Annotated in this window: 14 protein-coding genes; 5 read left to right on the top strand and 9 right to left on the bottom strand. The window is 55.6% G+C overall.

Going from position 1 to position 19,881, the window contains the following annotated elements; all coding sequences use genetic code 11:
- Positions 1-87 precede the first annotated feature (87 nt).
- From SH528x_RS33895 to hisD, 4 genes are all read right to left on the bottom strand, one after another.
- On the bottom strand, positions 88-1,281 hold the full coding sequence (locus SH528x_RS33895) for a DUF2786 domain-containing protein (protein WP_442507840.1): 1,194 nt from the start codon (positions 1,279-1,281) through the stop codon (positions 88-90).
- 52 nt (positions 1,282-1,333) lie between these two features.
- Positions 1,334-1,921 (bottom strand): imidazoleglycerol-phosphate dehydratase HisB, encoded by a 588-nt coding sequence (hisB, locus tag SH528x_RS33890; RefSeq protein WP_442507839.1) that lies wholly within the window; start codon positions 1,919-1,921, stop codon positions 1,334-1,336.
- Positions 1,918-2,988 (bottom strand): histidinol-phosphate transaminase, encoded by a 1,071-nt coding sequence (gene hisC / locus SH528x_RS33885; protein ID WP_442507838.1) that lies wholly within the window; start codon positions 2,986-2,988, stop codon positions 1,918-1,920. The genes hisB and hisC overlap by 4 nt, the downstream gene beginning before the upstream one ends.
- A gap of 217 nt (positions 2,989-3,205) precedes the next feature.
- The gene (hisD, locus tag SH528x_RS33880) at positions 3,206-4,585 is read right to left on the bottom strand and encodes a histidinol dehydrogenase (protein ID WP_442507837.1); all 1,380 of its coding nucleotides are present in this window, start codon (positions 4,583-4,585) and stop codon (positions 3,206-3,208) included.
- A 119-nt stretch (positions 4,586-4,704) separates the two neighbouring features.
- On the opposite strand from hisD, the gene SH528x_RS33875 reads away from it, so the two are divergent.
- Together SH528x_RS33875 and SH528x_RS33870 are read left to right on the top strand one after the other, a co-directional pair.
- Positions 4,705-5,748, top strand: a complete 1,044-nt coding sequence (locus SH528x_RS33875; RefSeq protein WP_442507836.1) for a threonine aldolase family protein — start codon at positions 4,705-4,707, stop codon at positions 5,746-5,748.
- On the top strand, positions 5,745-7,268 hold the full coding sequence (locus tag SH528x_RS33870; RefSeq protein WP_442507835.1) for a hypothetical protein: 1,524 nt from the start codon (positions 5,745-5,747) through the stop codon (positions 7,266-7,268). The genes SH528x_RS33875 and SH528x_RS33870 overlap by 4 nt, the downstream gene beginning before the upstream one ends.
- A gap of 1,261 nt (positions 7,269-8,529) precedes the next feature.
- Here the strand turns inward: SH528x_RS33870 and SH528x_RS33865 are convergent.
- A complete protein-coding gene (locus tag SH528x_RS33865) occupies positions 8,530-9,339 on the bottom strand; it encodes a hypothetical protein (protein ID WP_442507834.1) in 810 nt (269 codons plus the stop codon).
- Between the two features lie 895 nt (positions 9,340-10,234).
- Here SH528x_RS33865 and SH528x_RS33860 point away from each other — a divergent pair.
- A complete protein-coding gene (locus tag SH528x_RS33860) occupies positions 10,235-11,599 on the top strand; it encodes a hypothetical protein (protein ID WP_442507833.1) in 1,365 nt (454 codons plus the stop codon).
- Positions 11,600-11,679: 80 nt separating this feature from the next.
- On the opposite strand, the gene SH528x_RS33855 is transcribed toward SH528x_RS33860, so the two are convergent.
- The 4 genes from SH528x_RS33855 to thrC form a co-directional block, all read right to left on the bottom strand.
- Positions 11,680-12,858, bottom strand: a complete 1,179-nt coding sequence (locus tag SH528x_RS33855; RefSeq protein ID WP_442507832.1) for a sialidase family protein — start codon at positions 12,856-12,858, stop codon at positions 11,680-11,682.
- A complete protein-coding gene (locus SH528x_RS33850) occupies positions 12,855-14,429 on the bottom strand; it encodes an FAD-dependent oxidoreductase (RefSeq protein ID WP_442512229.1) in 1,575 nt (524 codons plus the stop codon). The genes SH528x_RS33855 and SH528x_RS33850 overlap by 4 nt, the downstream gene beginning before the upstream one ends.
- A 29-nt stretch (positions 14,430-14,458) precedes the next feature.
- A complete protein-coding gene (gene glpK / locus SH528x_RS33845; protein WP_442507831.1) occupies positions 14,459-15,949 on the bottom strand; it encodes a glycerol kinase GlpK in 1,491 nt (496 codons plus the stop codon).
- A 653-nt stretch (positions 15,950-16,602) separates the two neighbouring features.
- Positions 16,603-18,156, bottom strand: a complete 1,554-nt coding sequence (thrC, locus tag SH528x_RS33840) for a threonine synthase (protein ID WP_442507830.1) — start codon at positions 18,154-18,156, stop codon at positions 16,603-16,605.
- A gap of 117 nt (positions 18,157-18,273) precedes the next feature.
- Between thrC and SH528x_RS33835 the strand changes: the two genes are divergently transcribed.
- Complete coding sequence (locus tag SH528x_RS33835; protein ID WP_442507829.1) at positions 18,274-18,951, top strand: signal peptidase II; 678 nt, start codon at positions 18,274-18,276, stop codon at positions 18,949-18,951.
- Positions 18,948-19,760, top strand: a complete 813-nt coding sequence (gene hisN / locus SH528x_RS33830) for a histidinol-phosphatase (protein WP_442507828.1) — start codon at positions 18,948-18,950, stop codon at positions 19,758-19,760. Before SH528x_RS33835 ends, hisN begins: the two co-directional genes overlap by 4 nt.
- Positions 19,761-19,881 lie beyond the last annotated feature (121 nt).

Raw genomic sequence — 19,881 nt, 5'->3', positions numbered from 1 at the left:
GGCTCACAGAAGCAATTTGCAATTCGATTAAATCAGCAGGCCGCTGCTCCGAGTGCTTCCGTTTGTTTCATCGAAAAGGCACCCGCCTCACGGCGAACCGAGCCGTTTGCGGCCGTTCTCGGCGGTGACGTCATGTTTCGCGCCGTGCCGTTTGCCACGGTCCGCTGCGGCGGGGTCGTGTTGATTGCGACCACTTCCATGCGTCGTCACAATCGAGACGCCACATTCTAGCCTTAGCCATTTTCGTGCTGCGTCCTGAACCGCCATCGTGCGAGCGTGCACGAGTGCGGTTTCGCTGACCACTTCGCTCGGTTGGGTGTCGTCGTCATCGTCAGACGAATTGTGGCGGGGCAGACCACGAACGTAGCCTTCGGCGTACGACGCCCCGCTGCCACGCGAGTGGCCGCCGTATTGCAATTGTGCCGCCGTCGCAATGGTCAGTAACAGCTCGCGAAACAGCATGATGCAGTTCTGGACGTCCTCGACCGGCCCGTAGAACCAAAACAAGGTTCGGTTGCCTTTGACTCCGAAATACCAGCCTGTCATCGGGAAGATTTCTGCGACCAAGTAGGCGGCTAACCATTTTTCCCAGGCACAGGCTCGGCGTCCGTTCACTGGGCACGCTCGACGGGTAAAGCAGACGTTTTCGACGTTGTCATCGTCGCTGATGTCTTCACGCGACAGGTTATGTCGCAGCATCAGGTTCTGCATCATCCGCAATGCATTGCGTTTCTCGCCTTCCGTGCTGGCGTGATTGTTCGCCGTGCTGTCCAACGCGCGGAGTCGATGCAGGATCTTGTCGAATTCCTTTTGCGTCGTTGCTTGTTCGGCGTTTTGTGAAGATCCCGGGGCAGGGCGGGGCAGGGTGGTATCGCTAGCGATCGCCGAGCACGTCCAATAGCCAGCGATAATATAGTCGGGCTCGTCGCTGGGGTTCCAAGTGTCGTGGATCACGTGATCGATCACAGTACAGAAGTGACCGTAACGCCAGCGATCAGGCATTTCTAAATGCACCACCACGATCCCCTTGGGAATGGCGTTGGCAACGAATTTTTGCCCCCGTCCTGGCGTGTATTGCCAGCGAAGTTGTTGCAAATATGCGTCGCTGTGGTGAGTAGAAACCCCATTGCGCGGCGATTTATTTGAGACTTCGCCGAGGTCGCTATAGACATCGCGATAGCTTGTACCGGTCGCGATCGCGATCGAGCGAGTAACGCAATCGCCGGTCAGTCCCACGTAGCCGCTTGCCGCACGGCCACCATCATTCCAAATAAATTCCATCACAAACCTAATCGAGTCGCGTCTCAGGGCATCGATTTTGATCGAGCCGTCGCTACAGCACCCCTTTGGTGCTCGGGATCGCATCGCTTCGCGGGTCGCTCTCGGCAGCCATCCGAATTGCGCGTGCGGTTGCTTTGAAAACGCACTCGGCGATGTGGTGCGAGTTGCGACCGTGGTGCAATACGACGTGCAGGTTACTGTGCGAATTCGCCGCAAACGATTGCCAGAAATGTTCCACTAATTCGCTGTCAAATGTGCCGATCTTTGCAGCGGCAATCGGTGCATGATATTCAAATGCGTAGCGGCCACCGAGATCCACCGCGGCGGTCACCAAGCACTCGTCCATCGGCAGCGTGAAGTGCCCATAGCGACGGATTCCCGCTCGGTTGCCCAGCGCATCGTGCATCGCTTGGCCAAGTGCGATGCCGATGTCTTCGGCGGTATGATGGTCGTCAACATGAAGATCGCCTTTCGCCGTCACATCCAAATCAATCAACGCGTGTTTCGCTAATAGATCGAGCATGTGATCAAGAAAGCCGATGCCGGATGCGCGTGTGCCGCCACCATCACCGTCGAGGTTCAGCGTCAATTGGATATCGGTTTCGCCCGTTTTGCGAGCGATCGTTGCGGTGCGTGTCATGCGTTTTTCTTCAAGTAGTTTTCGAGCATCATCAGGCAAGCGTCAATTTGATCATCGGTTCCAACCGAGATACGAAGTCCGTCGCCCCACTCAGGGAATTTCATGAACCGGACCAGAATTTGATTCTTCTTCAAAAATTCGTACATCCCTTGGTGATCACCGCTGGGGTGTTGACACCAAACAAAGTTCGCTTGCGACGGCGTGACGTTGAACCCGAGCGTTGTCAGTCGATCGGCCAGTCGCGATCGAGTTGCGTTCATCTTTGCGACCACATCGGCCAACCATTCTTGGCTGCCCATAGCGGCGGTCGCTGCGGCGATCGAAATCATGTCACAGTTATAGCTGTCTTTGATTTTGGCAAGCTCGGTGATCACGTGCGGTTGAGCGACCAGGAAACCAAACCGAATCCCCGCCAAACCATAAGATTTGCTGAGCGTGCGGGTTATGAGGATGTTTTCGTGTTTTTGGACTAGGTCCAAACAATTCGTTTCGGCAAAGTCCGCATACGCTTCATCAACGACCAGCGGGCAGGTCATGGTTGAGGCGAGTTGCTCGATTTCCGACGGCGGGACCACCGTACCGCTGGGGCTGTTCGGGTTAGGTAAGAAAACCAAACGAACATCGTTTTCGGTTTTGCCAAATGCGGCTGGCAATTTCCAGCCGTCTTCAAACGTGACCTGTTCCCAATCGGCACCTTGGATGTCCGCCAATGTGCGATACAGGATGTAGCTGGGGTAGGGCAGACGCAATCGTTGCCCTTCGCCGACAAAGCCGCGGACCAGCATCGTCAGGATCTCGTCACTGCCGTTGCCTGCCAGGATCCATTCGGGCCCAGGCAACCCAAGTGCATTGGCGGCTGCGCGGCGGAATGCGGTCGCCACCGGGTCGGGGTAACGGTTGATTGCACCGGTGGCCGCATGCTGAATCGCCTCGACCACCGCCTTCGGTGGTGGGTACGGATTCTCATTGGTGTTCAGCTTGACCGTTTTTCCCGGCGCAGGCTGTTCACCCGGCGTGTAGGGCTGCATTTTGGCAAGGGCAGGACGAAAGAACGATGGCTCGGGCACTTCTTAATTCGTTTCAGCAGTAGGTGGCTCGGGATTGTTAAAATCATTGTCGTCTTTCGCTCCGCGAAAGATTCCGAAGAACACTGCTTTCGCTCCGCGAAAGACGACTATCCTTCCCAGCTCGATCATCGTGTCTGTTCTCGGCGAATGAGGCAGGAGCCTCTATTGCAGTGCGTTCCCAGGCAGGAGCCCGGGAACGAGTTCATACGTGTCATCATTATCGCCGGATCGAAACGCTACGGGCGTGAGCGGTCAGGCCTTCTTTCTCGGCAAGTCGCTCGACATCAGGAGCGATTTGTTTCAGTGCAGGTTCGTCGAACTCGGTAATGCTGCCGCTTCGCAAAAAGCTGTTGCTCGACAAGCCCGCTGCCCAAGTGCAAGTCCCTCCGGTCGGCAAGACATGGCTGGGGCCGGCGGCATAGTCGCCCAGCGCCACCGGCGTGTGGTGCCCCAAAAACGCCGCACCGCTGTTGCGGATCTTGGCGATTTGGTCGCGAGGGTTCGCCGTTTCAATATGCAAATGCTCGGGAGCAAAATCGTCAGTCAATTCACACGCTTGCTGTTCATCGCGGACCAGGATCAACGCCCCAAATGCTTCGAGACTTTCCACGGTCAATTCGTTGCGTTCGAGCTGGACCACTTGTTTTGCCAGTTCGTTGTGAACGGCGTCGATCAGCGATTCGTCCCAAGTGATCAGGATCGCGGACCCGGGAGAGTGTTCTGCTTGCGCCAACAAGTCGGCGGCAATGTAATCGGCACGGGCGGTACCATCAGCGATCACGATCACTTCGCTTGGACCGGCGAACGAATCGATGTCGACGGTTCCAAACACATGTTTCTTAGCGAGCGCGACAAATAGGTTGCCGGGGCCGACGATTTTGTGAACCGGTTCGATACAGTCGCATCCGTACGCCATCGCTGCGACCGCTTGTGCGCCGCCCATGCGATAGACCTCCGTGACGCCTAGCTCGTGGCACGTCGCCAGCATGTCGGTGTTGTACGCACCGAACTTGGTTGGCGGGGCGACCACTGCGATCTGTTTCACCCCAGCGACCTGGGCCGGGACAACCGTCATTAGCACAGTCGATGGATAGGCGGCAGCTCCGCCGGGGACACACACGCCGATTCGCTCGAGCGGGACGTAACGCTGAGTCAGACGGACGCCCGCGCGGGGCTCGATGGTGACGTCTTGGTGCAGGATCGCCGTTTGGAATTCGGTGATGTTGTCACGAATCCGCCGAATCGATTCGATCAATTTTGGATCCGCCGCTGCGTGAGCCTGCTCAAGTGCCTCGGCGGGAACGCGAAGCTCCTCGGCCGACAGATCGGCGTTATCGAGTGCTTGGCAATAACGCAGTAGTGCCGCGGTGCCCTCGGTTTTAACATCGTGGCAAATCGTCTGGACCACTTCGGCCGGCGTTAACGGCTTGCCAAACACTTTTTCGGTCAGCGCCCGGCCTCGCGGGCTCACGACATCGCCAGCCGGACTGAGTTTTTGACGTAGCGAAAGTAAGATGTCCGCCGAGCCCTCGCGAGCATCCACTCGCTGGATCTTGAGCGATGGGAGGTTTGAGTTCGATGGGGGCGATGCTGTCATGGTTCGCTTATTCGCAGTTTTGGTTCAATGGTCGAGACAGGCGGGCAAGCCTATCCCATCGGTATCATAAGCCGATACAATGCGTTTTGTTTAGCCGCAGCCCCCTCGAATTATCCACAATGCGTCAAGAAATCGACCTACGTAGCGACACTTTGACCAAGCCCACGCCCGCGATGCGGAAAGCGATGGCCGAAGCCGAAGTCGGCGACGCGGTCATAGACATTGACCCCACCGTCCAGCGGCTGGAGCATTTAACCGCAGAAATCCTCGGCAAAGAAGCCGCCGCATTTATGCCCAGCGGGTCGATGACCAATCAAGTCGCGGTGCGAGTTCATTGTGATCGCGGCAGCGAGTTTATTTGCGAGCAAGATTGCCACATTTATCAGTACGAACAGGGGGCGTTTGCCTCGCTATCCGGCTTGGTGGCGAAAACGATCCCGGGGCAGGGCGGGGTGCTGAAAATCGAGCACTTGCGTGGCCAAGTCCGCGCCCACAACGACCACTTCGTTCGTACACGGCTGCTCTGTTTGGAAAACACTCACAATCGCGGCGGCGGCCGGATTTTGCCTCAGGCCGACGTCATTGAGTCGTGCCAATGGGCGAAGTCCGAAGGATTGGCGACCCATCTTGATGGAGCCCGGCTGTGGAACGCCGCAGCCGCCACGGGACTCAGCGAAGCCGAACTCGCCGCCCCCTTTGATTCGGTCAGCGTTTGTTTCAGCAAGGGGCTCGGAGCCCCCGTCGGCTCGGCCCTAGTCGGCAGCCGCGATTTTATCGAACAAGCACGTCGGACGCGAAAGTTGTTTGGCGGCGGGATGCGACAAGCCGGCATCATCGCTGCCGGTGCCTTGTACGCAATCGAAAACCATCGAGGCCGACTGGGTGAAGATCACGAGCACGCCAAACTGCTCGGTGACGTGTTCCGATTGCACGAAGGGTTTTCGATTCGGGGAAATAGTATCGACACTAATATCGTTGCCGTCGAGATCGCACCGAATCTTGGAAGTGCCGACGAATGGGTGGCGAAATTGGACGAGCACGGAGTGCGTTGTTTTGCGATCAGTGACCAAGCGATTCGCTTTGTCACGCATCTCGATATTCACTCGGATCACATCCGTCAAATGCGTGACATTTTCGCTCGTCTGGTTGATGCCAAGGCATGAGCGATGCCTGTCCGAAGCGGTCGACGTTGTGGGTGATTGCCGCAGTGATTTTTGTGATCGCTTGCGGTTTGCGACTTCCTGCGTCGGAGGAAAGTTTTTGGGTGGATGAATTGCACACGGCCTGGACCGTCAGCGATTCGTTTGCCGCTGTGACGACGCGGTCGGCGTTTGGCCATCAACAACCGTTCTACTTCCAGTGGCTTTGGGGTTGGAAACAGCTTGTCGGCAGCAGCGAGATCGCAATGCGGCTCAGCAGCGTATTGGCCGTCGCGTTGGCATGCAGTTTCGTCTTTGTTGCGGTGGCGAAATTCCATCGTTCGCTCGTGGGCGGTATTGCCGCCGGTTTGGTGTTGGCGGTCGAGTCGAACTCGATTTTTTTCGGCACCGAACTTCGGCCCTACGCCGCCGTGATCTTCGCCTCGGCGATCGCGTGTGGGTTCGCGTCTCGGTTGTGGAGCATGTCGCCCGCCATCGGTCGACGTTCGCTGTCCTGGGTGGGGCTTGGTGCTACCATCGGAGTGGCAGGGTTGTGTCAAATCACTTCGCTCGGAGTATTGGGGTGGTTGGTCATCGCGGTGCTGATGCGGTGGGGATGCGCCGATTGGCACGCTACATTGCGTTTGTCGAAATGGGATCTGCCGTTTGCCGCTGTCTTTGCTATGGTGGCGTTATCGTTGGTGGCAAGTGGTGGGCTTGAGGTTTGGAACGAGCGAAAAATGTGGGCCAGTTTCGCCTCGGCGACTTCGCTAAAACAGCTCGTGCATATTTGGCCGTGGACGTACCTCGTCGTCGTTCCCTTGTTGGTGTGGACTGCGGGGTTTTTGTGGCAGCGATTTGTGAGGCAACCGAGCAGTGGCGGATGGCAATCACGCGGTCCCGTCACGTTGATGTTCGCGTTGATTGCGATTGCGTTCGTCAGTGCCCTCTGCTTTTGGGGTGTGGCCTATTTCGAGTTTGCCGCACTTTGGCATCGACGTTACCTCGTTGCATCGTTGCCGCTGCTGGCATGGTTTTTTGGTGCCGCGATTGCCGAGGCATCGAAAGCATTTTCTATTGGACGCAATACGGCTGTTCAATCGATCACAGCAGGGACACTGATGGTGCTGCTGCTTGGATTATTGATGCAGTCGCAGGGCACTGCCGCGAGGCTGAGTCGTGGTGAGTGGCTCGTGCATCGCGGTGAAAATTGGCGAGACGCCATCGCTCACGTCAACGACGTCGCTTTCGACGGGGCCATCGTGTTTCTTGATCCAGGCTTGATCGAACAGAGCATGCTCCGCGAGCCGCATCAGCGTTTTGAGCAGGGCGAATACCTGCGATACGTTGTCGATGGCCCGTACCCAATTCGTGACGATTTGGCGGTCGAAATCATCAGCAATCAGCCGCTAAATGCGTTGTCAGCGATGGAACCCGAAGTGGTGCTCTCGCGACGGCCCGCTCGAAAGTTGCAAAAACAGCTCGGGGCCGCATTCCAGGTCCACTCTTTCGGCGGTGTTTCCGTCGCCATCGCCCGTCCGTAGGCCGGATCAAGGACGCAGGATCACGCCGGAGCGGCGCAAGCGGTAGCCATTTCGCATTAGCGCCGGACCAAGGCGAACGTTTCAATCGCGTCCGCCGATCCGGTATCCACGCGTCAGTTGTGTTTGCGTCTACCTTGGCAAGGCAACCAGCGGGCCGTGTCTTCAAGTGGGCAATGTCATTCAGTGGGCTACGTCTCCAAGCGTTTCCAGTCGCTGTCGCGTCGCTCCGGTGCGCTAAAGGGGCTTGATCGATGCGCGTAGCCAGCATCCAGCCGAAGAACCGGAAGACATCCTGTCCACCAAAAAAATAAGGCCGCCTCACTCTGGGCATCGTTCCGGCAACTCGTTATTGAGTCCTGGCACCTGGTATGTCCTCGAGCAACAATTGATCCACTCCATGAATCGACTTCCAAAAAGCTGCTGTCCACGCGGCCCGCTTCCCACATGGCCGCTCCGGCGTAATCTTCCGCAATCAATGAAACGCCAACCTTCAAAGCCGTCACAAATAATCTCATGGGGCGGTGGAGCAGACTCCCCATTAGCACTGCGTGACAAGCAATCGCATGAAAACCGCTCGCTACCTCTTACAGGCCACTGCGATTTAAACCGCAGCAAACCCCGCAGTCAGCAGCTAAAAAAATACATCGAAGAGGCTTACTCGTCGCGGTCCACCGACTCAGTCATACTTTTTTGTCTATCTACTTGAATACCCATATCAAGCCAAATAAGACGCAGTACAAAGTGAACAGGGGGGCTACTATCAAAAGCAGCCACTCTGATCTCCGAATACCGTCGTTGCTCAAATGTATAAAGAGATACAAACTCAATAGTGGGAGAAGAACAAAAAAATAGGTCAGAAGCAATATCCCCATGACTGGAGTCGGCAATACGGGCTCTCGGTAAACGCCGTCGTCCGGGTAGAATCCGCGAAGGAGGAATATTCCCAAAATGCCTATCGCGCTGGCGAGCCATACTAACCATCTTGCGTTCATCGTGACCGCATCCTTTCTCGGAGTTTTCTGATTCTTTCTCGCATTTCACATCGGCTCGACTTGGGAGACAAGGGTCGGCGCAACTTCACGCGGACAACCGATTCCAAAGTTTGACCATTCCCTCGTTCAATCTTGCGACATAAACACAAAAGATGCTGTGTCCCTGTTGGTTGATGCAACGTGTAGTTGCCGCGTGTTGGTGGTGTACTCCGATGACTGCTTTTGTTGATTCCTCCCCCGTAGAATTCCCCTTAGTCCGAACCTGCCTTTTATCGCTCCGGCAACGCTGAAGTTTCCAGGCAATTGGAGATTATGGATTCCAGCAATTCGCGGATCGCTGGGAACTCAATGTTGGGCTTATCGTCGATATCGAGAAAATACGACCAGCCCCCTGAGGGTCGCAAGTATGCCCAAATCACTGGAATTCCCGTGCTTGTCCGAGCGATTGGAATTGCCGTAGAGGTCAATTTTGCAGTTCCGGATAAAGCGACGGGCAAGTCGACTTTGGAACTGGGGAATCTGAGTGGCTTGCTTAAACCGACTGAGACACCACTTTCAAAGAATATTTGGGTAGTACGCTGCCCTTTGCGAGAACCAGCGTATCCAAAACAAATTACGCCCAGGTCAATCGATTTGGTCTGGTCAATCTTTTGGGGCTGGTGTTGGTCGATAGCGGATACTTTCTTCAGCCCGTTGCCAATTCCAATAATCGTTCGAGGACTATTTACGAACTTATTTATTGCGGCGGCCTGATCCGGCCCGACAGTACCAACATCCAAATCGAATATTAGCAGAACAGCATTTGGACTTTCCAAAAAGGATGGATCAAACCGATAATCTTCGATTCCGTTAGGGTCTCGCCACTCTTTAATTATGTTACCAATCATTACAGTCGGGTCATAGTTATACCCACACGAAACTTGAAGCATTTTCATTATTGAATCAACCTGCAAACTTTCTGACCTGCTTATCACCACAATTTCCGGTGTCTCAGCGTTGCAAGGTGCAATCGTTGTAAGGATCAACAATGCCGCGGCGGTTCCAACTAGTGAAGAATGAATTCGAAAAATCATTGCCATGGAGGTGTACATGAAGGCAGAGGGACGAGGTGTTCGTTGGACGTGCTTAGCTGATCATAAACCGTTCCGATTCTTCATGCTGCGTTCAGATGCCATTAACCATGTTTTGGGAAAAACAGAAAGGCAAAGGAAGCAAGCCTCTTTTTCTGTGTTTTCGGGCAATAGTCGAGCTCGTGGACGACCTCTTGGCCGCATCGTTGATTCTAGATTGAGTCGCCTGGCAATCGAGTCGATCCAGCCTTCATCACCCAACGGTGCACCGCGATTCGCACAGATTCGGATCGCTTTCCACTCGCTTTCTGACAATGGCTCATGGACACGAGAGACCCGGTTTGGAAACCGTGGGATGGGCCGTGGAGACAACAACTTCGAACAATGAAAGAGGTTTTCCCCTCTGATTGAATGATGCGATTGCGAACCCCATGTTTACGAATGCCTCCACCAACGTTGCGCACGGGAATGTCGAAACTTGCGGGTCGCATCCGATCATTGATTTTCTAACCTCCCATTTTCTAACCTTCTTCGTCCACAGTCCGCCAGTCATGGGCAAACGCACGCTGCCTCTCAGAAGCGGCACTGTCACTCCGATCGAGTCCGCAATCGAGGTGACACATATCAGTGAAAAAGAAGAAGCAAGGTTAGAAAATGAAAGGTTAAAAAATTTGATTGCAAAACCAAGCAAGTCGCTTTCCGCTTGGGGTCGCCCCGGGGGGCAAACATTGGAACAACTTCATGCGGTCAACTGATTCCAAATTTTGACCACACCTCGTTTCAATCTTGCGACACAATGACAAAAGATGCTGTGTCCCTGTTGGTTGTCAGTTGGATTCGACGTTGGTTTGCGGTAAGACGGTTTGTCGGTCTACACGTGTTGTCGCGGCGGTATAATAGGTTCATGTGTAAAAAAACTCTCAATATCGTTTTTGTGCTTCTGGCTTGCGTCGTCGGTACCGCGGCCAACGCGGAAGATGCGGATGCGGTCGCACGCGGCTACCTGTTGTTGACGCAAACGGCATTATTGCCAAGCGATTTTAATCAACGCGTGATCGATGACGTGTGGCGTAGTTGGCCCGAACCGCTGCGGAGCAAAGCGGAAAAAGCCACACCCCAGAAGCGGCGTGAAATGACGTTTTCGCGTTATGGCTTAACCACGCGGCCCGGTGACGATTCCGGCAAGCCGCTGCAATATGTCGTTGATGACGATGGCCATTGGACGATGAATTGTTTTTCCTGTCACGGCGGCAGCGTGTATGGCAAACCAACCCCCGGAGCTCCGAACAATCGGTTCGCTCTGCAAACGATGACGGAAGAGGTGAGGCGAACCAAATTTCGTATCGGCGAACCGTTGTCGCGAATGGATTTGGGCTCGCTGTTCATTCCACTGGGGACCACTCATGGGACGACCAATGCGGTGGTGTTTGGAATGGGACTGATGCACCAGCGAGACGAACAGCTCAACGTGGTGAACCGTCCTCCGGTGCCGTTGATGCATCATGACATGGACGCTCCGCCATGGTGGCATTTCTATAAGCGTCCGTACATTTACATCGATGGCTTTGCACAAAAAGGGCATCGGGGTTTGATGCAGTTCATGCTGGTTCCCGAGAACGGCCCCGAGTTTTTTCGTGAGCACGAAGATGACTTTCGCGACGTCTATGCCTACATGTCGTCGCTACGTCCGCCCAAATACGACGGGGCTGTGGACGACGAGCTCGTCTCCATTGGCAAAGGCGTGTTTGATCGCAATTGTGCCGAATGTCATGGCACGTACGGCGATGACTCCGAGTACCCCAATCGCCGGATTCCCTTGGACGACATTGGCACCGATCCGGTGCGAGCGAAGGCTTTGCCGGCGGCAGGCCGATCCAAATACGCACGCAGTTGGTTTGCTCATGCGGGCGAAGACGACGAGCGGCAGACGATTGTCGATCTGGACGGGTATGTCGCACCGCCACTGGATGGTGTCTGGGCCAGTGCCCCGTATTTTCATAACGGCAGTGTGCCAACATTGTGGCACGTATTGCATCCGAGCGAGCGGCCTACGGTGTGGCGACCGGCAAGCGAAACGATGGACGAGCGACGGGTGGGATTGACGATTGAGTTGGCCGAGAAGATGCCTGTCACGGAACCCGACGTCGCGATTCGTCGCAGTTATTTCGACACCCGTCGCTTTGGTAAAAGCAACGCAGGGCACAATTATCCCGATGTACTGAGCGAAACGGAAAAGGCCGCCGTGCTCGAATACCTAAAAACGCTGTGAGTTAGTCGAAGTAGATCTTGTTAAAGATTCCCATGCTGCAGGAATTTTAACAAGATCCACTACGTTAAGATTGCCAATCATCAGTCGTTCAGTCGCCAGCGGGCTTGACGCAACACGGCTTTCGGATGGCCTTGCATTAACTCGTACCAAACACTGACAAGACTTCCGTCTTCGAGTTCCACGGTGCTGGGGTAACCTAGGTCACCGCTGGTTCCATCGTCCGAAATCAGGATCGGTGGTCCCCAAGTCGCCCCCTCGTCATCGCTCACTCGAGCCTGGTTTCCGAAGGGTTGGCGGCGATGACCGTAGCTCATCAGTAACCGTCCGTCACGCAGTTTGGTGAGAAAGGAAGGAAGTCCCCAAACCCCGATCGAATGAGGCGTTGTCCAAGTTTCGCCACCGTCAGTCGACTCGCACTGTAACGTTTCACCCTTGTTGTTCGCGTTGTGGTTTCGGATGTGCACAATGATCTTGCCGTTGTCCGTTTCGATGGCGTGCAGCTCGTGGTAGTTTTCGGCGCTGTCGCCGTCGCGAGTGGGGATCTCGCTCAGCCATTGCCAACTTGCACCGTCGTCGTTGGATTGGCTCACGCCGATTCTACGGTTCTTGCTCCAAAGTTTTTTACCGGCGTACAACAGTCGGCCATCGGCGAGTTGGGTCGGGCCGTGAGGGCTGTTGACGATCGTGGGGAATCGCTCGGACCAAGTGATGCCGCCATCGATAGAGCGGATCATCCATACGCCCAGTTCCGCTTGCCGTTGTTTTTCGCTGATCCGATTGTGGGCGGAGTTCCAGCGGTCGAGTTTCTCGGCCGGCCACGCGTTTGGATCTTCCGCGGACCGTTTCATCGCCCCCAGAAGTCCGGGTTCATAGGCGAGCGAAGTGAAGGTGGTTACCAAGAGCGTTCCTTTTGCCGTTTCCGTGATCCCGGCGTCCCGGTCGTCGCTGGCCCCATCCAGGATGGTGCGCGGCCAGCTCCAGGTTTCGCCATTGTCATCGGATCGCATCATTTCGACTCGGCCAAAGGGGCAAACGTGTTGTTCACGCGCGCCTGACCAAACCACGATCAGTTGACCGCCCAAACGCCGCGTTAACGTTGGCCAACCGTTGTAATACTGTGGCGTTTTGCTAATGACTCGCAGGTCATGATTGGCCGTGTCTGCGTGGGCAAGATTGTTTTGTCCAAGCAGAGATAGCCCCGTTACTGCGACAGATTGGTGGAATGATCGTCGAGACAGAAATCTAGGTTTTTGATTCATGTGCTTTTCTTTGGCAGGTAGTACTGAGCCACGCTGCGAAAGTCGCGGAGTTGCTCGTCGATCCACGCTTGGTCGCGATTCAGCTCCGTCGCCATCAGTTGTGCCACCTCGTACGCGATATCCAGCGCCGCTTGAGCGTTTAGGAACAACGAGCGTGTTCGTCGAGCCAGCACGTCTTCGATCGTGCGAGCCATTTCATGACGCACTGCCCACACCACATCCGAGCCACGGATGGTCAGCGAAGTGTGCAGCAGTTTGGCAAGATCGGGGGATTCGCTTTCCAGTTTTTCGATCGATTCCAGGTCCGATCCGTAGTAGGAACGCGAATCAGATCTGACATTAGATGATTCGATAAAACCATGCACGTGCATGGACTGAGTGATACACGGTTTCGCCGAAAGGTATTTCTCGCGGACGACGCGGTCGACACAGTCTTCGGCCATCTTTCGCACGGTCGTCCATTTACCACCGGTAATAGTCACCAGTCCTGAGGTAGAGACGCGGATGGTGTGATCGCGTGAAAGCGATGCGGTTCGCGCCGACTTGTCGCCTTTGACCAGCGGCCGAATGCCGACAAAGACGCTGAGGATATCGTCATGCGTCGGAGCGTCGGCCAAGTATTCGGCAGTGGTGTCTAGCAAGAATTGGATTTCTTCGGCTTTGGCCGTCGGTTCCAACGTTGGCGTGTCGATCGGTGTATCGGTCGTCCCGATCACGGCGTGATCATGCCACGGGATGATGAAAATCACGCGTCCATCGGACGTCTTGGGAACGATCATCGCCGTGTCACCGGGAAAGAAGTGACGTGGCAAGACGATGTGGACGCCTTGGCTGGTCGACAGCATCTTTTCGTCACCGGCATCGTCAAGTGCTCGGACGCTATCGCAAAAAGGGCCGGCTGCATTGACGATACACTTTGCCCGGATCGTCCACTGCTCGCCTGATTCATGGTCCTTGGCGATGACACCGTCGAGGTCGCCCATCGAATCTTTCGTCAGCGCGTCAACGGAGGCGTAATTGATCAGGCAGGCACCATGGTCGGTCGCCGTTGTCGCCATATTGATCAGAAGCCGTGTGTCATCGAATTGGCCATCGTGATAAATCACACCGCCTTTCGACGCGGTGGGTTTTAGCACGGGGATATGTTTCAGCGTTTCTGTGTTCGAAACGCCATGCGAGCGACCAAAATTTTTGCCTGCGGCCAGGAAGTCATAGACTTTCAGTCCGACGCCATAAAAAAAACGCTCCCAACGATTTTTGCACGGGATCAAGAACGCCATGTCGTGGACGAGGTGCGGTGCGTTGGCTCGCAGCAGACTCCGTTCACGCAGCGCATCACGCACCAGCGTAATGTTCCCTTGTTCGAGATACCTGACTCCGCCGTGGACTAGTTTTGTGCTGCGGCTCGACGTGCCTTTGCCAAAATCGGCTTGTTCAAGCAGCAGGACGTCCAGCCCTCGCGAAGCAGCGTCCATCGCAATCCCGACTCCGGTTGCTCCGCCGCCGATGATCAGGATATCCCACGGTGTTTGCCGCTGGTGTAAGCGTTTGATCGCATTGTCACGGTTCATGCCCGAAGGATGAGTACCCGATTGATTCATCAGTGTTGCTCCCATGATCGCGCCCGCTCGAGCGCATCGGCCCAGCGTCCGCGTCGAGTTTTCGCTTCCTCTGGTGACATCGATGGCGTGAAGACTCGCTCGGTTTGCCAGACGTCCTCGATATCGTCGAGGTCCTTCCAAAACCCGCTGGCTAGTCCCGCCAAGTAAGCGGCTCCGAGTGCGGTGGTCTCGAGCACTTTGGGACGGACGACGGGGATTTGCATGATATCGGCTTGGAATTGCATTAGCAGATTGTTGGCCGCGGCGCCACCATCGACACGAAGTTCTGCGATCTTGGTACCCGCGTCCTTTTGCATCGCGTCTAGCACATCGGCAACTTGAAATGCGATCCCTTCCAGAGCGGCTCGCGCGATATGGGCTCGCGTGGTTCCCCGGGTCAGCCCCACGATCGTTCCGCGTGCATATGCGTCCCAGTGCGGAGCACCGAGTCCTGCGAACGCGGGCACTAAATAAACACCGTCCGAATCGGTCACACTTGCTGCCAGCGGTTCAATTTCCGAAGAGGATTCAATGATCCCCAATCCGTCACGCAGCCACTGGACGATCGCGCCGGCAATGAAAATGCTGCCCTCCAGTGCGTACTGACGATTCTCTCCGGCAGTGCATGCGACGGTGGTGAGCAGTTTGCATTTGGATGCCCACGGTTTTTCACCGATGTTCATCAGCATGAAACAGCCGGTGCCGTAGGTGTTTTTCGCCATCCCGACTTGGGTGCAATTTTGTCCAAATAACGCGGATTGCTGATCGCCCGCGGCACCGCCAAGCGGGATCTCGCCACCAAACAGGTCAGGTTCGGTTTTGCCATACAAATGACTCGAAGGCAGCACTTCGGGGAGAACGCTGTGGGGAATCTTCAGCAGTTCCAAAAGCTCGTCGTCCCACTGATGCGTGTTGATGTCAAACAGCATCGTTCGTGATGCATTGCTGACATCGGTGGCGTGTACGCGGCCGCCCGTCAGTTTCCAGAACAGCCAGCTGTCGATCGTACCAAACGCCAATTCACCTCGCTCGGCACGCTCTCGAGCCCCATCGACATTGTCCAGCAACCAACGCAACTTGGTGGCGCAGAAATAGGCATCGATTAGCAAGCCGGTTTTTTGGGCGATCATTTCGAGGTGCCCCGCATCACGCAGCGAGTCACAGAATTCGGCGGTCCGACGGTCTTGCCAAACGATCGCGTTATGAATCGGCTCGCCCGTTGCCCGGTCCCACAGCAGCGTTGTTTCGCGTTGATTGGTGATGCCGATCGCCGCAATCTCGCTCGGGTCTAGCTTGCACTGCTCGATTACCTCGCGTCCGACCGCGAGTTGCGACTCCCAGATCTCGTTCGCATCATGTTCAACCCAGCCCGATTTCGGGTAATGCTGAGTGAACTCGCGCTGAGCGGTGCCAAGGATCGTACCGGAGTGATCAAAAGCGATTGCACGCGAGCTGGTGGTGCCTTGATCGAAAGCTAGAACCGTTTTCATAAGAAGGCGTCCTTTAGGGGGGCGCAGAGCGAATTGTGAAGGAAGGTGGAAGGCGGGCAGGGATTTATCGTAACGGTTTTTTGAAAGTAGGGTGGACGCGGCTTGCCGCATCCCTTCAAAACTTGATGAAAATCCGAAACGCACCTGATGAACACCACACCATGGTGGCTCGCGGCAGAGGCCGCGCCGGAAGCGTTTGAGTTAGCATCGACTTCGGAAGTCGTCGATGGTTTCGAGTACCTTGGCAGTTAGGCAGGAGTCTTTCAGTAAATTGGCCGTTTTGGCGCTAGCCACGGTTCCTGCGTTCAACCGGGGCTAGTGCCCAAACGGCTAACGGGATTTCACCCAATGATTTGCCTACCTGCTTAGCCGAGCAAGACGCAGCATTGGATGGCCACGAAACACCTCCGCACAACTCATTGGGCTTAACGTAGCCTAGGCTTTATTTCGTATGGAATTGGGGCTTCTAATGTAGTAGAGCTTGCTAAAGCTCCCTGTTTCTTGGGTGTGGGAGGATCTTTAGCAAGATCCACTACCCTAAAACAAAGAATGGCCGATGTGGTCCCCAGGCTGGAAGCCTAGGCTACGTTTTGCAGCGAGTAAAACGTTCGAATTAGACCGGGCGGCTTGCGCCGCACCGCAAACGAAATCGGCTACGAATACAGCTGGATTGCCTTGATGATGTCATCCAGTTCGTTGGGGACGGCAATCGCCCGGTTCGCATGGCTCGCTTTGGTCACACCGCGGCTACCAAGTGTTTTATTGAACACCTCTTGGTCGGTCGTGTGGTAGGCGACTGTGGCGGTCGGGTCTTTCAGTTCGTGGCCGGTCAGAATGCACACGACGCGGTCGCTTGGTGCAATCACGCCTTCGCGGCGGAGCAATTTGGCGCCGGCGACGCTTGCTGCGGATGCAGGTTCGCAACCGAATCCACCTGCACCGACCTTGGCTTTCGCGTCGAGGATCTCTTGATCGCTGACCTGACGAACAACACCGTCCATCGTGTCCAATGCCCGCAAGCACTTTTTCAGGTTCACAGGGCGATTGATTTCGATTGCACTGGCGATCGTATCGGCTTTTTTGCCCTCGCGGTCCATCAAGTCGTTGTATTCACGGATCGGGTCCATGTTCACATGTCCACCGTTCCAGCGAACGCCGCGACGTTCAAACAGTTCGTACAACGTGTCGGCACCCGAGGCGTTGATCACTGCCAAACGTGGCATGCGGTCGATCAATCCGAGTGCTTTCAGTTCAGTAAATGCCTTGCCGAATGCGCTGCTGTTGCCGAGGTTACCACCGGGAACGACGATCCAATCGGGCACTTCCCAGCGAAGCGCTTCGAGGACCCGAAACATGATCGTTTTCTGGCCTTCCAATCGGAAAGGATTCACGCTGTTGACTAGGTAGATGCCCAGTTCTTGCGAGACTTGTTTGACTCGAATCATCGCGTCGTCAAAGTCGCCTGCGATCTGAACCGTCAGCGCTCCGTAATCGAGTGCTTGGCTGAGCTTGCCGTACGAAATTTTGCCGCTACCGATAAAGATGACCGCTTTCATCAACCGAGTGGCGCTGCAGTAAAGCGCCAACGACGCACTTGTGTTTCCGGTGCTCGCACACGCAGCACGCTTGGCTCCCATCATCGCGGCGTGCGTCACCGCGGCGCACATGCCGTTGTCTTTAAAGCTGCCCGAGGGGTTCATGCCCTCGTATTGCAGGTGCAGTTGCCCGTGGTTCATGCCGACATAGTCGCCGACCGAATCGGTTTGTTGCAGCAGCGTTTGGCCTTCGCCAACGGTGACGATTTTGTCTTGCGGCACGAAAGGCAGCAATTCGTGGAACCGCCACACCCCGCTGAACCGGACCGGGTTGGTTCGTTGGCTCCACATCGCCTCGAACTCATTGAGTTTTTTCGGCAGGACAGCGCGATCCCATTCGTACTCGATGTCCAGCAGATCGCCGCACTTGTCGCACGACGTGCGAACGCTGTTGGCTTCGTACGTTGCACCGCAGGTCGGGTTGATACAGCGTTGAAAGGCGAGGTCCGTTTGCGGGGCGCTGGTCGAATTGGCGGTCTGCAACATGACGATGACGAAGTGAGGAGGAAACGGAAAAAAATGTGTTTGCGGATGGCTTTCGGCGGTCACGAATTGCCATCTCTCTTCAAAGTAGATCGGCACAGCGTCGCTGCCGCTAGATTCACTAATCATGAAGAAGTGAAAATATGCGGAAGATCACGATTGCGGAACCCGATCGCTCTGGGCAAACTCTGCTGCTAATTCTACTGTGAAAGGTTGACAAATCCGACCGCTGATTGATCTGAAAACATGGACGAACCTGATCGAACCCCTCCCAATACCCCGCCTCCAAGCCTGCCAAAGAACCGTGTGGTCGTCTTTTTGGGGCTCGCCATCGCCGGTGCGATCGCCGATTTGTGGAGCAAACAAGCCATTTTTGCCTGGCGAGGCCTGCCGGGGCAAAAGGACATTTGGTGGCTAATCGACGGCTATTTTGGGATCGAAACAGCCATCAATCTTGGAGCCGTGTTCGGGATTGGACAGGGACAAGGGGTGATTTTCGCTAGCTTGTCGGTATTTGCTGGTATTGGGATTTTGGTTTGGTTGTTCTGGTTTCGGGCCGCATATTCGATGTGGTTAACCGTCGCACTTGGGCTGATTAGCGGCGGAATTATCGGGAATCTCTACGATCGGCTGGGACTGTGGTGGCAACCGGGGTACCCCGAAGCCTGGAAAAGTGGCGTTCGCGACTGGGTTTTGTGGCAAGCTAGCAATCAATGGAAATGGCCTAATTTCAATATCGCCGATTCGCTGTTGGTGGTCGGAGCGTGCATGTTGATGTATCAATCGTTCTTTCCCGGCGTGACTGGCTATCCCGAGGTGGCCGGATTGCCTGCGGAAGGTGCGGGATCGGCAACGCCGCCTGCATCAAATGACTCTGAATCAAGCGACCCCAAACCCTCCAATTCTGAAGAGCCAACACAATGACCAGCAAACCAGACGATTGGCAGTCGATGCATGATGGCCGGCTTTCGGCAATGATCGAGGTCGCTCAAGCGGCGGGCCGGCACACGCTGAAGTATTTCGGGGCCACGGGATTGGTCGTTGACGCGAAAAAAGATGATTCGCCCGTCACAGTGGCGGACCGCGAAGCCGAACAATTGGTTCGCAAACTGTTGGGCGAGCGATTCCCCGAGGACACGCTGCAGGGCGAGGAATTTGCCGAAAAAACCGGCACCAGTGCTTATCGCTGGGTCGTCGATCCGATCGATGGCACGAAGTCGTTCGTTTGCGGAGTCCCGCTTTATTCGACGCTTTTGGCCGTCGAGTGCGACGGCGAGGTGATCGGGGGAGCGATTTTTATTCCCGCTTTGGACGAGATCATCGTGGCCGGGGTAGGGCAGGGCAGTTGGCACCGAAAAACGTCGGATTCCGAGTGGACCAAGGCTGCCGTGTCGGGCAAAACTGAGCTCTCCACGGCCGTGTTTGTCACCAGCGAAGTCGGCTCGTTCGCAAAACGAGGCGATCCGAATGCTTATGCGCAGCTTGAACGGGATGCATGGGTGACGCGAAGTTGGGGAGATGGCTACGGTTATCTCCTGGTCGCCACGGGACGTGCCGATCTAATGGTCGACCCGATCTGCAATGCCTGGGACGTCGCCGCCATTAAACCGGTGATCGAAGAGGCGGGCGGCAAGTTCACCGACTGGAACGGTAACTCCACCGTACGAGGGGGGGATGGCGTCGGGACCAACGGTCATCTGCATGCCGCTGTGCTCAAACGGCTCTCTAAGTAGTCCCTGTAATTAGCCTGTCGAGGCAAGAAAGGGAGGGTTTGAGGGGCAGCGAACTTGCTTTTGGGCGATTTTGCCAAGCTTGTTCCGCGTTGTGCATTTACAAAACCCGCCTTTCTCACGT

The organism is Novipirellula methanifontis, assembly GCF_052161655.1.
Taxonomy (GTDB): Bacteria; Planctomycetota; Planctomycetia; order Pirellulales; family Pirellulaceae; genus Novipirellula.
The sequence above is the reverse complement of the archived record's forward strand: the minus strand, read 5'-3'. Positions and strand labels throughout refer to the sequence as shown.